The organism is Paenibacillus taichungensis, assembly GCF_013359905.1.
GTDB lineage: Bacteria > Bacillota > Bacilli > Paenibacillales > Paenibacillaceae > Paenibacillus > Paenibacillus taichungensis.
In genome coordinates this window covers 114,394-129,274 of the sequence record NZ_JABMCC010000111.1, presented here as the reverse complement: position 1 = coordinate 129,274, position 14,881 = coordinate 114,394, and the positions used below count along the sequence as shown (strand labels likewise).

Annotated in this window: 14 protein-coding genes and 1 riboswitch; of the genes, 7 read left to right on the top strand and 7 right to left on the bottom strand. The window is 47.3% G+C overall.

Annotation, left to right across the window (positions count from 1 at the left end; genetic code table 11):
• Window positions 1–198: 198 nt before the first annotated feature.
• The 6 genes from HP548_RS14855 to serS all read right to left on the bottom strand — a co-directional run bounded on the left by HP548_RS14855 (window position 199) and on the right by serS (window position 7,428).
• Window positions 199–1,296, bottom strand: coding sequence for an Ig-like domain-containing protein (locus tag HP548_RS14855; RefSeq protein WP_246318074.1), 1,098 nt, complete (start codon window positions 1,294–1,296; stop codon window positions 199–201).
• A gap of 338 nt (window positions 1,297–1,634) precedes the next feature.
• On the bottom strand, window positions 1,635–2,741 hold the full coding sequence (locus tag HP548_RS14850; RefSeq protein WP_175382100.1) for an undecaprenyldiphospho-muramoylpentapeptide beta-N-acetylglucosaminyltransferase: 1,107 nt from the start codon (window positions 2,739–2,741) through the stop codon (window positions 1,635–1,637).
• A complete protein-coding gene (locus HP548_RS14845) occupies window positions 2,690–3,715 on the bottom strand; it encodes a polysaccharide biosynthesis protein (RefSeq protein WP_175382099.1) in 1,026 nt (341 codons plus the stop codon). Before HP548_RS14845 ends, HP548_RS14850 begins: the two co-directional genes overlap by 52 nt.
• A gap of 169 nt (window positions 3,716–3,884) precedes the next feature.
• A complete protein-coding gene (locus tag HP548_RS14840; RefSeq protein WP_175382098.1) occupies window positions 3,885–5,270 on the bottom strand; it encodes a sensor histidine kinase in 1,386 nt (461 codons plus the stop codon).
• Window positions 5,263–5,910, bottom strand: a complete 648-nt coding sequence (locus tag HP548_RS14835) for a response regulator transcription factor (RefSeq protein ID WP_175382097.1) — start codon at window positions 5,908–5,910, stop codon at window positions 5,263–5,265. The genes HP548_RS14840 and HP548_RS14835 overlap by 8 nt, the downstream gene beginning before the upstream one ends.
• A gap of 219 nt (window positions 5,911–6,129) precedes the next feature.
• Entirely contained in the window at window positions 6,130–7,428 is a 1,299-nt protein-coding gene (serS, locus tag HP548_RS14830) for a serine--tRNA ligase (RefSeq protein WP_175382096.1), read from the bottom strand.
• 381 nt (window positions 7,429–7,809) lie between these two features.
• On the opposite strand from serS, the gene HP548_RS14825 reads away from it, so the two are divergent.
• Window positions 7,810–9,045, top strand: coding sequence for an MFS transporter (locus HP548_RS14825; protein ID WP_175382095.1), 1,236 nt, complete (start codon window positions 7,810–7,812; stop codon window positions 9,043–9,045).
• A 181-nt stretch (window positions 9,046–9,226) separates the two neighbouring features.
• On the opposite strand, the gene HP548_RS14820 is transcribed toward HP548_RS14825, so the two are convergent.
• The gene (locus tag HP548_RS14820) at window positions 9,227–9,715 is read right to left on the bottom strand and encodes a hypothetical protein (protein ID WP_175382094.1); all 489 of its coding nucleotides are present in this window, start codon (window positions 9,713–9,715) and stop codon (window positions 9,227–9,229) included.
• A 186-nt stretch (window positions 9,716–9,901) separates the two neighbouring features.
• Here HP548_RS14820 and HP548_RS14815 point away from each other — a divergent pair, with 186 nt between their 5' ends.
• From HP548_RS14815 to HP548_RS14790, 6 genes are all read left to right on the top strand, one after another.
• On the top strand, window positions 9,902–10,288 hold the full coding sequence (locus tag HP548_RS14815) for a VOC family protein (RefSeq protein ID WP_076290655.1): 387 nt from the start codon (window positions 9,902–9,904) through the stop codon (window positions 10,286–10,288).
• Window positions 10,289–10,441: 153 nt separating this feature from the next.
• Complete coding sequence (locus HP548_RS14810; protein ID WP_246318073.1) at window positions 10,442–11,059, top strand: NAD-dependent epimerase/dehydratase family protein; 618 nt, start codon at window positions 10,442–10,444, stop codon at window positions 11,057–11,059.
• Window positions 11,060–11,204: 145 nt separating this feature from the next.
• A riboswitch (TPP riboswitch) is annotated at window positions 11,205–11,317 on the top strand.
• A gap of 221 nt (window positions 11,318–11,538) precedes the next feature.
• Complete coding sequence (locus tag HP548_RS14805; protein WP_099858653.1) at window positions 11,539–12,579, top strand: ABC transporter substrate-binding protein; 1,041 nt, start codon at window positions 11,539–11,541, stop codon at window positions 12,577–12,579.
• 223 nt (window positions 12,580–12,802) lie between these two features.
• A complete protein-coding gene (locus HP548_RS14800) occupies window positions 12,803–13,093 on the top strand; it encodes an MTH1187 family thiamine-binding protein (RefSeq protein ID WP_099858654.1) in 291 nt (96 codons plus the stop codon).
• Window positions 13,093–13,851, top strand: a complete 759-nt coding sequence (locus tag HP548_RS14795) for an ABC transporter permease (protein WP_063566244.1) — start codon at window positions 13,093–13,095, stop codon at window positions 13,849–13,851. The genes HP548_RS14800 and HP548_RS14795 overlap by 1 nt, the downstream gene beginning before the upstream one ends.
• A 43-nt stretch (window positions 13,852–13,894) precedes the next feature.
• Window positions 13,895–14,794 (top strand): ABC transporter ATP-binding protein, encoded by a 900-nt coding sequence (locus tag HP548_RS14790; RefSeq protein ID WP_246318072.1) that lies wholly within the window; start codon window positions 13,895–13,897, stop codon window positions 14,792–14,794.
• Window positions 14,795–14,881: the final 87 nt, after the last annotated feature.

Below are 14,881 nucleotides of genomic sequence, written 5' to 3'. Positions count from 1 at the left end.
AGTATCGAAAGTAGGGTCAGAAGAAGATACTTCATGTAAGCCAACCCACTGAGATCGGTATCTGAGCTTATAATTGAAGAATTCAGTTTTCATCACATCCAATTTTTTATACTTAAAAGGGGCGTATATCTACGCCCCATCTGTTTCTGTTCACGATGATGAATTTACCTCAATTGATATATTTCATTCGTTGAAACTTTATTTTACCGTCACCGGTATAGTAACTTTTTTATTGCCCCATTTGGCGGTAATGGATGTTTTGCCCTTACCCACGGCCACAATCTTACCACCTGTTACTGTGGCTACACTTGGTTTGGTGCTGCTCCACACGGCACTGCTCGTTACAACCGTGGTTTTGCCTGTATCATACTGCGCCATCACACTCAGTGTTGTACTTGCTTGTGGCGATAAGACGAGTGTTTTCTGGCCTGTGATCAGCTTTTTGAGCAAAGGAACAACGGTAACCTCTGCCTTTATTGTCTGATTTTGATAAGTTCCTGTCAAGGTGGCTTGTCCTTCCGTCAGTGTTTTGACTGTACCATTCTTGACGATGGCTACATTATTGTTGGAAGAGGTCCACGTTACCTGTTTCGAAAGATTAATCGTTTTCCCATTGGCATATGTACCGATTACCTTCAACGCTTTCGATTTCTTAATATTCAGCTGCATGATAGCAGGAGTTACTTCGACTTTGGTAATCTCGTCCGTGATTGCTACGGGAACTTTAACTGTCTCTGAGCCATATTTGCCTTGTAACAGCACTCTGCCAGGCGTGATTCCTTTGATTTTACCACTCTCCAGCACAGCGGAAGCACTCGATACCGTCCATACAATCTCAGATGTCACGTCTTCTTCCTTGCCGTTTGCACGCACAATGCTTACTTTAGGCAGCGTACTTTCACTACCTTTGACAAAATTATAGGAACTTGGCGAAGCTTTGATGCTTTTAATTTTATCCTGAACCTTAACCACCAATTGCGCTTTGGCGCCATCTACCTGTGCATATATCGTTGCTTCTCCTGCTGCCACAGCCTTCACTTTGCCTTTAATAATGGTGGCAACAGCTTCGTTACTCGTGGACCACGTGACGCCTCCCGTAACATCCTGCTTGTTATCAAACCCTTCAATCACCGCCATCACTTGAAGTGTAGTTGTCTGGGATACACTCATCTGTTGCGGACTACTGTTGGTAATCTCGATAGATGTCACGTCACCCATGGCTGCTAGGGCAAACGAAGGAGCCAGTAATGCCAATACTAAAATAAAGGCCAAGCTGCCTCGTATTGCTAATTTCATTCCACTCATTGCAATTTTCATCTCCTGTAATCCAATATTTTACTTCTATTATATTATATCGGAAACTCATTACATAAAAATGAATCAGGTTGGAGCAGAATCGCGGATAAGAGGAACTTTCGACATTTGTTACTTGCTACAGCCCTCCCCTAAATTCCGAAATAAGTAGAGGCATTCTTCAAGTCATATGGAAGTGACTGAAGAATGCCTATTTATTCAGAATAAGAACGGGATTGTAACAGGCTGCAATCCTAGTTTAATACAATAAATGTTTTGAGATAATCAGGATAGATACGATGAGCAAAAAGAACATGACCAGCAGCAGCTCGGGAAATCTTTTACTCATGTTCAGCTCTTTCTACCGAAGAAACCGTTGTACGAATAAGCTGCAGAACCTTGTCAACGGCGTTGTCCGTTCCACTCGCCCTCATATGGCCCACCATACGATCCCTCTCCATATATACAAGGTTAATATCTCGCAGGAATGTCTGAGCAGTCAACTCCTCTTCCTGGAGGACCCTTGCATAACCTCGCTCCTGAAAATACTTCGCGTTCAGCGTCTGTCCAACACGTGACCCGCCGTTGGCATGGGGAATCAGGAGCATCGGCTTCCGTAGCAACAACCACTCATGGATCGCATTGGAGCCAGCACGTGACACGACCATATCCGCCATAACCATTAAATCCGCAAGTTCTTCATGCACATATTCAAATGCCTTGTAGCCTGCAAAACTTGGGAAGGATGAGTTCAATTTACCTGTACCACATATATGAATGATTTGATAACGCTTGAGCAGTTCCGGCAGTGTTTCAAGTACCATACGATTAAGCTTTTCCGAGCCCTGACTGCCACCCATAATCAACAGAATAGGTCTGTCGGAGACAAATCGGCAAAAATGAATCCCCCGTGCTCGGCTGCCAAGCTTCAACTCCTCCCTGATTACAGGTCCCACGTACATCGTCTTTCCTGAACCTTTCGTGGAGGCGAACGTCGCGGTATCCATAAACGTAGTACACATCATTTGGGCGTATCGCCGTGACAGCCTGTTGGCCAGACCCGGATGTAGATCCGGCTCCAGAATCAGCACCGGAACCCGGTTCCACCTGGCACCCACTACAGCAGGAACAGCTACGAATCCCCCTAACGAAAAGCAAACATGAGGTTTAATTCGTAAAATGAGCAGATAAGCTTGCAGCACTCCAAGTATAATTTTGAATACATCGGAAACGTTCGCCCATGCCCAATACCTTCTCAACTTGCCTGTTGCAACCGCATGATAGTGAACAGCCGGGATTTTGCCGATTAATTGACGTTCGATGCCATGCTTGGAACCGATATAATGGATCTCCCATTGCTCCTGAAGCAATCTGGAGATCAGAATGAGATTAGCTGTTACATGACCGGCGGAGCCGCCTCCTGTAAATATGATCCTCCGCTTGAACACAGAAATCCCCCTCTCCACAGCATATCGCGAACCTCTGCCTTGGTCATGATGACATCCTCCGAATGATATCCTCTGCCAGGAAGAATAGATGTCCCACAACCCTCTTTATCCGCTAATTCGGGTGCAGGAGAGGCGGTGACAACAAAGTAGGACTTCTCCGCTTCCACTTCCCTAACGTTTTCCCAATCTGAAATCAGCGTTTCATAAAGCCGTTCACCCGGACGGGCACCGATAAAATGTATCGGGACATCCTTTTGTCCAGCATCCTCTGCCAAAACCCGTGCGATATCCGTTATTTTGCAGGATGGCATTCGGGGTACAATAATCTCACCGCTCTCACATTGCTCCATGGCCGACAGGAGAATTTCCACGGCGTCACCAAGAGGAAGAAAAAAACGTGTCATTCTGGAATCGGTAACGCTAAGTGGCTGCTTCAACTCAAGCTGGCGTTTGAATAACGGTACTACGCTCCCCGTGGATCCAAGAACATTCCCGCTTCGTACACAAGCAAAGCTTGTAGCGGAACGACTGTCAGCCATTAAAATCAGTTTTTCTCCGATGGCTTTGGTCATCCCGTACATACTGGAAGGATTCGCTGCCTTGTCCGTAGAGACATATACCACCTTCCGCACGCCATACTCGATTGCAGCATCAATGACGTTCTGCGTTCCGATAATATTGGTTTTAACCGCACAATCCGGTTGGTCCTCGCAGACCGGAACATGTTTAAGCGCCGCAAGATGAAAGACATAGTCTACATCCTTGCAGGCACCTGCAAGCTCCCATCGGTCTCTGATATCCCCCAGTACAAACTTCACTCTCGGGTCAGGGATGGCTTGTCTCATTTGAGCCTGAAGTGACTCATTTCGTGAGAAAATACGTATCTCTTTTGGCTCCTGAACGAGCAATTGTTTGACCAATTCTTCTCCCCATGAGCCTGTGCCTCCCGTTATTAAAAAGGTTTTATTGAACATCGGATATCCCTCCATGAATTAAGTTCTGATTTGGTGATAGGCCTATCCTAAGGCAATTGTGTTACATCAGTATGACAGGGGAACAATCGGCTTCTCGCAACGTGAACAAGCTCTAATTCAGGTTGCTTCTCACACAAAAAAAACCACCATTTGCATGGCGGCTCCTTCATTAACGTTGTATTAAAGGTAAAGAAAAATAAAGCATAACTTTTCCATCGGCTACACTAAGGCCATAGTCAGCATGGTGATTCTCCAGAATCGTCCGGGCAATAGACAAGCCCAGTCCCGTGCCGCTAAACTTTTTGCTGCGCGAACTATCCATTACATAGAAGGGCTCCCAAACCTGATCCCACTGTTCATGCTCTTCCTTATCCGTTTCATTGGCGATACCGAAATGTGCCGCTTCCCCTTTCAGTTCAAGTGTAATGGTTATTCGGTCACCGCTTGTATATTTCACCGCGTTGGTCATCCAATTGTGCAGAACAGACTCCAGCTTCCGTCGATCAGCCAGCACCCATGTCTCGGCAGTCCATCGATCCTCCACTTCCACATGCAAGCCATGCTGCTGAAATACGGTTTCATAGGTATGAAGTGTCTCCGTGAGCAGTTGGCGAAGATCAACAGGTTCAAAATCATATACTTCGGCCTGCAGACGGGATAACTCCAACAGACGGTCAATTAAACCAGCCAGCTCTTCGCTCTGTTGCTGGATTACCCTAGCATAGGTTCCGTCATCCAGGCCATCTTGAATGCCAGAGGCATAAACTCGAATCAGGGAGAGCGGTGTTTTCAACTCATGCGAGATGTCCGAGATGAACGTTCGCAGGTTAGCATTTTTCATTTCCAAAGAATGTTGCGCCTGCTGCAATTTGTCGCTCATCACATTGATGCTGCGTCCTAAAGACTCTATCTCATCACCTGTCTTTATATCCACCTTTGTAAACGATAAATTGGAAATGGCTTCAGCCGTTTCGCTTAGTTTTCCGAGCGGTTTAACGATCCGGGCGGTATACAGCACGGAAAGCAGGATAAGCAACAGCAGCATGCCGAGCCATATGTACGCATTGAACTGATTAATAATTCGAATCGTCTCCGATGAATGGGAGATGGATTCGCCAACAGCAAACACGGTATCCCCCACCTTCACAAAGTTCACCAGAAAGCTTGATTTCAACTTGGTCTGATCATAGAATTTATTAACCCGGGCACCCTCACGCAGCGCAGAGATACTCTCTTCTGTCAGCCAAAATTTACTGAGGGCAATGCCCTTGCGGTTATATTGAAATAACAATTGATCGTTAATATCATCCACACTATCCTTCAACGATGCATAAGCGATAGCGACCTCGTATTGCGTTTCAAGGCTCTCAATCTGTGATATTGGAACGCCGTGTTCTGAAGCAGAGATTTCGGTCGTTAACTCGGCCAACTTCTGCTTTTTCTGATACAAAAAATAGCTAGGCAGGAAAAACGTATTGACGATAAAGGATAGGAAAAAGACAACACACAATGCACCGATAATGCGCACGAGCAGTTTTCGGGTCAGTTTACTCATTTTGATCCTCTAGGCAGTAGCCCATTCCCCGGTAGGTTTTGATCGAATCTTCTCCAATTTTCTCACGCAGTCTGCGGATATGAGTGTCTACGGTGCGTTCCTCGCCGAAATAATCGAAACCCCACACCTGATCCAGCAAAATTTTACGGGTTACAATCTGCCCCTTATTCATTCCCAGTACCTTCATTAATTCGAATTCCTTATGGGTAGCTCCTACATCCACTCCACCACGGTAGATCTTCTGGCCTTCCAGATCCACGGTCAGCTCCCCCACAATGATCTTGGAGGAAAGTTGCAGCAGCTTCTTTACACGCAATAGCAGGATACGCGAATCAAACGGCTTGCGCAGATAATCATCCGCCCCGGCCTTCAAGGCAACAAACTCATCATCCGATTCCCCTTTGGCTGTCAGCAGCAGTACCTTCGCCCGACTCGTACGCTTGATTTCCCGACATACCTCGACACCGCTATGTCCTGGCATCATCCAATCCAAAACCGCCAAATCGATTTGATTATTATAAAAAAGATTCAGGGCTGCTTCCCCATCCTCGGCCAAAAACACTTGAAAGCCCTCTTTAACGAAATAGGCTTTTAATATTTGCAGCATCAGCGGCTCATCATCCGCGAGCAGCAGGTTCATATCTGCGCCTCCTTTCCAAACTGGATTCTACTATACAATCTGTACGTTACAGCTGTGTGACATACCCTTCTGGTTTTTCCCTTTTCCACATCCTATACTGCGGCCTCCGTAACACAAAAGCGCTGAACACTCTCCACTGGTCCCAACATCACAGGCAAAACAAAAAGGAACCCCCACAAGGGTTCCACTTTTTACTTCTCCACACAGCTTGTAATCTGTTTAATTCTCTTCATCCTGGTGAGGCAAAACCAAATATTCAGCACCGCCCATATAAGGCTGAAGTGCAGCTGGAATACGAATGCTTCCATCCGCCTGCTGATGATTCTCCAGCAATGGGATCAGTATACGTGGCGAAGCCACAGCCGTATTGTTCAACGTATGGCAGTATGCAAGCTTACCTTGGGCATCACGACAACGAATATTCGAACGCCGAGCCTGGAAGTCATGCAGATTCGACGACGAATGTGTCTCCCCGTACGCATTGCGGCTTGGCATCCAGGTCTCAATATCGTACTGTTTGTACGTTTTCTGCGACATATCCCCTGTACACACAGCCACTACACGATAAGGCAGTTCCAGCAATTGCAGTAATTCCTCGGCGTGTCCCGTAATTTCCTGTAGCATTCGCTCCGATTCTTTCGCATCCGGTGCACAGATAATGACTTGTTCCACTTTGGCAAATTGATGCACCCGGTACAATCCGCGTACATCCCGCCCGCCTGAGCCAACCTCACTGCGGAAACATGTCGATGTGGCTGCCAGCTTGATTGGCTCCTGTACATCCACAATCTCATCCGCATAATACGAAACCAGCGGCACTTCCGATGTTCCCACCAGCCACTTGTTCTCGCCCACTAATTCATAGACCTGATCCCGTCCTGTGGGGAAGAACCCCGTGTTCAAAAGGGTATTCTCCCTCACCATCAGAGGAACTTCCATTGGCGTAAATCCATGCTTGAGCAGCAGATCAAGCGCAAGTTGCTGTACAGCCCGGTGCAGGAGCAGCCCTGCTCCTTTGAGCACATAGCTTCGTGTTCCGCCGATTTTCACCCCACGTGGGATGTCGATTAGGTCATGCCGTTCACCGAGCTCTACGTGATCCTTGGCCTCATAATCGAATACCGGCAGCTCACCCACACGTCTCAGCTCCACATTATCCTCATCCGATGCACCCACTGGCGTGTCCGGCGATACAACATTGGGTACCAACCATTGCAGCCTTGTCACTTCCTCTTGCACAACGGCAAGCTTGGCTTCAACTTGCTCTAACTGACCATTCAGCTGTTTCACCTGTTCCCTTAAACCCTCGGCTTGTTCACGCTCACCAGCTTGCATCAGTCTGCCAATATCTGCAGATAACGAATTACGTACTCTACGTCCTTCTTCCGTTTCCAGTAAAAGTGCTCTGCGTTCCTCGTCCCGTTCCAACAATTCGCGAATACTGATATTCATTCTCTTGCCAACTGCCGCAGCTTGCACCTCTTCTGCATGCTCCCGAATCCACTTCATTTCCAACATGGTCACCGTCTCCTTTGGCTGTAAAAATACAAAGAGCGCCCTCATCCCTTGGGACGAGGAGCGCTCTGCTCGCGGTGCCACCCAACTTGCCAAACCAGAATATTCTGGTTCAGCCTCTTGGTCCGCGATAACGGGCGGTTCCGGTTAACTTGGGGAATGGTTCGCTCCCCTGGCGAAAACGCCTCCGAGTTGGATGCTCTTCAACGGCATGGTCCGATCTGTAATTGTTGTTTTTCAGTATATACGAACTTTAGCCTCCATTGCAAGTTATCCGTGCACACCCTTACATGTCCTGTTATGATAGAGATTGTTTGTTTTTAGGAAATACTCCTGAATGGCAGACTTACTACATAACATAATATCTAGAAGGAGTTTTTCTTCATGAAAAAATTGCTTTGGATTGGATGCTTATCCTATTTCCTCATCGGACTTGCCCATGTGGTTCTCGGCTCCATCCTACCCGTTGCTCTTGAACATTATGGCAAGGATTATAGTCAGGGAGGCACACTGATATTTGCCCAATTTGCCGGGTTCCTGGGTGGTGTATTGTTATCTCCGTGGTTGAATAAACGCTTCGGGAAACGAGGCGGTCTATTAATTGCCGCAGCTCTGCTCTGCATCGCAGAGTTATCCTATATGCTGCTGCCTCCTTGGGGCTGGATGTTCGTCATTGCACCTGCAGCCGGATTCGGATTCGGTATGATAGAAGCTGTCATCGGTACAATCATCATTGCTGCAATTAAAGATAATACGGCGGTTGCCATGAGCCGACTTGAAGTGTTATTTGGTATCGGCGCCATGGTCATGCCTCTCATTGCAAGCGGTCTGATTTCTGCCGGGTACTGGCGCATGTCGTTCCTCGTGGTTGCCGTCTGTGCAGCGATGACTTTTATCTTCTGGGCCAAAAGTTCATTCGGTGAGCTGGACAACGAGCTGAGTCGCCGTAGCTCAGACCAGACTCCTGTACACACTCACGCTGCTGAATTGCCAAATGGAACGAATCCTGAAGACATTAAACCAACTCGTTCAACCTATCACGGCCGTAATTTGGCTCTTCTGTCTTTATTTGTTTTATTTTTCTTTCTCTATGTCGGCACTGAAATGAGCCTTGCCAACTTCATGCCAGCCATTCTGATTGAGAAAATGAACATGAAGGAAGCAGGTGCTGCACTTAGTGTTACCTGCTTCTGGATCACCATGTCTGTTGGACGACTGTTTGCCGGATATATTGCGGAGAAATTCCAATATCGCGTCTACGTTCTGTACAGTTGCCTTGCAGCAGTTGTACTGCTGATGATCTTTCCTTTTACCAACCAGATCTGGTCGGCATTTCTGATCATTCTGTTGCTCGGGCTCGCATTATCGGGCGTATTCTCCATTGCCCTCGTCTTCGCCAGCAAAATGCTGCCTGGAACAGAAGAATCGACGCCCAGCATCCTGATTGCATCAGGTGGGGTTGGTGGTGCCATTCTGCCTTTGGTTACAGGCTGGAGTCTCGATCATCTGGAGGTTAACCAGTCAGCATGGATGCTTGCCATTTTTGCAGTTGGTCTGCTGATTATCAGCGTGATTGCGTATCAATGGCAGCGCAGGCATACTGTGAGTTCAGCATCGTAATATCTACCGAACAGAAGATAAATTAAATTCAATGAATCATAGCTGTAAAAAGTTAGGCGTCGTAGCGTGAATGCTACGACGCCTTTTTTGATTTAAAAATGCACAATTACTTCTTTATCCTAGACCAGTGGACGATTGCCCAGGAAATACTTTCAGATGCTCTAAATCGGAACTAACGTTATTAGGTTGAAGGGACTACACTCCCTTTATCCTTAATGAATTTACCAAATACATATCGAACGAGTGGTCCCAGAATAATGATTTGGTAAGGAAGCGCCAGGCTGAAATTACGAGCAATCGTATGAAGATACGTATTTAGTACGGATGCTCCACTTAACTGATTCGCAAGGTAAGCGGAAATCATTCCGTACAAGGACATGATCAGAACCATTCCAATGACCATGAAAAATGACATAGCGAGCACGCCCAAAATTTTATTGGATTTGTCAAAAGGTAAGGAAAATGCAATTTTTCTCGCTACAGGTCCAACAATGAAGGACTCCACCAGGAACGCAATGACAAAACACAATATGAATTGAAACAGTATTTCAAGCGCGGACATCTTGCTCAATAACCCATTGTGCCATAAATTGAAAGTCATCATGACGACGACCATCCCTGTGCACATCATCATTCCAAAAATAATCTGTTCTTTCTTCGTTGTTGGCAATTCTCTCATCCTCTCTGTTTACCTTCGTAATTATAGAGATAATGACCCCCTCCTCATAAGTGAACATTCTGTGAACAATTATAATTTTTCCAAATTAAAATCTTATTTGACAACCTCGTAGTACAGCCCTATCATATCCCTTAAAATGGTAGAAAATATTCGCTACATATAAGGAGGATTTTGATTATGAGTTTTCAAAAGCGCATTGACCACGTCGGCATTGCCGTTCGTGATCTGGAGACCACGCTGCGTTTCTATACGGAGATTGTTGGTCTTGAATTGAAAGACCGGGTAACCCATACCAACGGTGTCATTCAGCTCGCCTTTCTCGGCTTCAACGGAAGCGATGAGACCGAGATTGAGTTGATTCAGGGATACAGCGACAAGCTGCCTTCCGAAGGTACGGTGCACCATTTTGCCATCCATGTCGATGACCTTGATTCTGAGTACAACCGCATTAAGGCAACTGAGGCCGAATTTATTGATGGAGAGATGATTACACTGCCTAACGGTTACCGTTATTTCTTCATCTATGGACCTGAAAAGGAATGGATTGAGTTCTTCCAGCGCTAAGAATTGGAGCTGATTTATGAACATTTTAATTACCGGCGCAGCCGGAAAAATTGGACGTGACTTGTCCCAACACTTGTCAGAAGCATTTCACCTTCGACTAACGGATTTGAATATCAACAGACTACATACGTATCAAGGGACAGCCATGAGATCATGACACTTGATGTGACAGATCCCGAAGCCTGTCAGCACGCTTGCGAAGGCATGGATGTGGTTGTTCATCTGGCGGGAGATCCTTCCCCGCATGCCGGATTCTATGAATCGTTGTTGGATATTAATATCAAGGGTACATTTAATGTATTCCGTGCAGCTAAGGACCAAGGTGTGCGGAGAGTCATTCTGGCAAGCAGTGCACAGACGATCGAGGGGTATCCCATTGATGCTCAAGTCTATCCGGACATGCCGACACGCCCACGGAATTTGTACGGAGTTAGCAAATGTTTTGGTGAATCGCTCGCTTCCTATTTTGCGTATACCGAAGGTTTACAAAGTGTAGCAGTACGTATAGGTGCATATGATGATTTTCAACCAGACGGACCCGCGCTGGAGGCAAGGGATATGAGCGCGTATATTAGTCCGGCTGACTTGTGTGATTTGATGTTCAAAACAATTACAGCTACAGATCTGGAGCCCTTCACCATACTGCATGGGATCTCGAATAATCGATTTAAACGATTAAATCTGGAAACCACTCAGAAACAGGTAGGCTATGACCCGAAATCCGATGCTTTTGCACTCAGTCAGATTTCCTTATATGATTCGCCAAGATAATTGTTAAAAACCACACATCTAGAGAGGCCGTTATACGCATGTATAATGGCCTTTTTGATTCATTCATACGTGCCCCTATCCAGTTCCTGACTGGACATGCATGGGCCTCTGGCCTATAATTACACCTAGTAATGCCCGTAACTTCATAGTTTCCCAGGGGAGTCGGAATAGGCCGGCTGAGAGTGTATCCCACCAAGATACTGACCCTTAGACCTGATCTGGATCATGCCAGCGTAGGAATCGGAGTATATCGAATTGGCCCAGCCTCTTTGCTGAGTGCCACATCTCTAACGCCTGCACGCGTCCCGGATTAACGGGGCGCTTTTTTAATGTTCTTTTATATAGCCAGAGAGCTAAAAAAAGTGACGTCATCCGGATCATAGCTGGTATAAATCTGTCGATTTATGCAAGAAGCTTGGATATGAAGCCAAGGAGTACCCCGCGCCACTGGCCGGACAACATGAAGGAGAGAAATGAAGATGAGATGGCGTAAAATGATGGGCCTAATGCTCTTGTGCGTCCTACTAGTGGCTGTGGCCGCATGTGGCGGCAAAGAAGCTGCACCTTCAGGAGAAAATGGCAACAGCAACACCGAAAACAGCAATGAAGGTGACAACGCAGCCCTCAAGGACGTTAAAGTGGTGCTGGACTGGACACCAAATACAAATCATACCGGCCTGTATGCGGCCGTAGATCAAGGTTTTTACAAAGCCGAAGGCTTAAATGTCGAGATTGTACAGCCAGGTGCTGGAGGCGCGGATACGATGGTAGCTTCGAACGAAGTGCCTTTTGGCGTAAGTTATCAGGAGAGTGTAACCCAGGCCCGCACACAGGGCGTACCGCTCGTGTCTATCGCTGCAGTCATTCAGCATAACACGTCCGGATTTGCCGCTCCGGCGGATCGGAACATCAAATCTCCCAAAGATTTTGAAGGTAAAACCTATGGTGGCTGGGGCTCTCCAGTGGAAGAAGCTGTGATGCAATCCATTATGGAAGGCGAAGGCGCCGATGTATCCAAAGTAAAAAATATTAGCATGGGCGATGCAGACTTCTTCACCGCTGTGAAACGCGATATCGACTTTGCATGGATTTTCTACGCATGGACGGGTATCGAAGCCGAACTGCGCGGCGAACCGATCGACATGCTGTATGTAAAAGATTATTCCGAAGCTCTGGACTACTACACACCGGTACTCGTTACCAATGAAAAGACGATTCAGAACGATCCCGAGCTGGTTAAAGCGTTCTTGAAAGCGACTTCCGAAGGATATCAATATGCGATTGAACATCCCGAAGACGCTGCCAACATTCTGATCAAGGCCGTACCGGATCTGGATAAGGATCTTGTACTCGCAAGCCAGAAGTGGCTGAGTCCGAAATACCAGGATGACGCACCACGCTGGGGTGAGCAGAAGCAGGAAGTATGGCAGAACTACACGGATTGGATGTTTAGCAAAAAACTGCTCGATGAGCAGGTAGATGTATCCAAAGCGTATACAAACGAGTTTCTACCCCAATAAAATTATCCATATAAAATGAACTTAGTATTTATACGAGGACGAAGAGGACAGAAATAACGTGAAAAAGCGAAGCGTTCGCCTTTATCACCGGATTTTCCCTTTGGAGAAGGGAATCAAAAAAATCTGGGGATAACAGCGATTGGAAGGTTATTCTGTCATCGAAGTGGCAAGTGTAACAGTCATTAGTTCATTTTATACATTTCGAAAGGAAACGTGATCTCTCATGGCAAGCACACTACTTAGCATTCAAGTCATTCCCAAAACGCCAAATGGCGAAAATTCCTATCCTTATGTTGATCGTGCCATTGAAGTTATTCAGCAGTCCGGCTTGAAATATCAGGTTAATCCACTGGATACCACGATGGAGGGAGAACTGGAGGAACTGCTCGAGGTTGTCCGCAAAATGCACGAAGTTCTCGTGCAAGCTGGCAGCCCAAGCATCATCTCACAGATCAAGATCGCCCATAGCCCAAGCGGCTTCAGCATGGACACCCTGACGGAGAAATATCGCTAATGCATGCCTATTGGAAAAGTGTATGGCCGCCCTTTGTGGCGGTTATTCTCTTTATAGCGATATGGCAGGGAGCTGTCTCCCTGTTCCATATTGAGAAATGGATGCTGCCTGCGCCTTCAGACATCGCCCATGAAGCAGCGTCCCAGGCCGAGCGACTTGGCATGCATGCATGGGCAACAATCCAGCTGACATTGATTGGGTTTGCAGCAGGTACACTTGTGGGATTACTGATTGCGATGGTGCTGCATCTGATTCCATTTTTGAAATCTGCACTCTATCCATTACTTATTCTTAGTCAAAATATACCGACCATTGCGCTTGCTCCGCTCTTGCTGATCTGGTTCGGATTTGGGCTGCTGCCCAAACTGATTACCATCATCTTGGTCTGCTTCTTCCCGGTGGCTGTAGCTGCCATGGACGGATTGACCCGCACCGATGCGGCCATGATGAACTATATGCGCATGGCTGGTGCAAAACGCGGCCAAATTTTCTGGAAACTCGAACTTCCACATGCATTGCCCTCGGTGTTCTCGGGGATTAAAATTGCCGCTACGTACAGCGTCATGGGTGCGATTATCGCCGAATGGATCGGTGCAGATAAGGGCATCGGCTATTATATGATGCTGCAAAAATCAGCCTATCGGACGGATCGTCTGTTCGTGGCAATCATGATTATTGTGGCATTGAGTCTGCTGCTCTTCCTGCTCATTGCGCTACTGGAAAAGCTGCTCGTACGCTGGCGTCCACAAAAGCGATAACTTTGAAATATGCACCATATAAAGGTTAGGAAGTGATGACAAGATGACACCCGAACACAACGAGCGGGTAGCTGCTGCGCCGGATGAAGGTGCAACCACTCCAACGAGTAGCGGAAGTCCTGAGTATGAAACCGTGGCCTTACCTGCACATCATTCATCACCAGCGTTGGAAGTTCTGAACGTGAATGCTTCGTTCCGAGAGCGACGCAGCACATTGCCCGTTCTGGATGGCCTGTCCCTGACCGTGGGACAAGGAGAATTCGTAGCCATCGTCGGTCCTTCCGGCTGCGGTAAAAGCACCCTGTTTCACATCATCGGCGGTCTGCTGAAACCTCAGGAGGGCCAAATCCTGATGAATGGTCAGGATGTTACCGGACAACGCGGCAAGATTAGTTATATGCCACAGCAGCCTGCACTATTTCCATGGCGTACCATCGAGGACAATGTGCTGCTTGCAGGTGAAGTGTCTGCGGACGCACCACCCCGAGCAGAAGCGCTTGCAGATGCCCGGAAGTGGCTGAGCAGTGTCGGTCTGGCCGGATTTGAACAAGCCTATCCGCATATGTTATCGGGCGGCATGCAGCAGCGGGTTGCCTTTCTGCGCGCCCTGCTCAGTCCGCAGGAGTTGATGCTGCTGGACGAGCCTTTTAGTGCGCTGGATGCACTGACCCGTAGCGACATGCAGCGCTGGCTGCTCGATATCTGGGAACAGAACCGCCGCTCGGTGCTGTTCATCACGCATAATATCGAGGAAGCATTATTGCTTGCTGACCGTATCTATGTTTTATCGAATCGGCCTGCAGCTGTACTTCACGAAGTCGATGTTCCCTTTGATCGTCCACGTCACGAAGCGATCACGGAGGACTCTGCTTTTCTTGAACGGAAACGGCAGATTTCCCAGTGGATGAGAGAAGAACAGCAGAAAACCCGCCTATCCAAATAGCGCGGGTTTTTGAGTTATTTTTTCCCTAAAATGGGTGATCCAAGACAAACTACGCTGCGTATCATTGGTAAAAGACAAAAAGGAGGG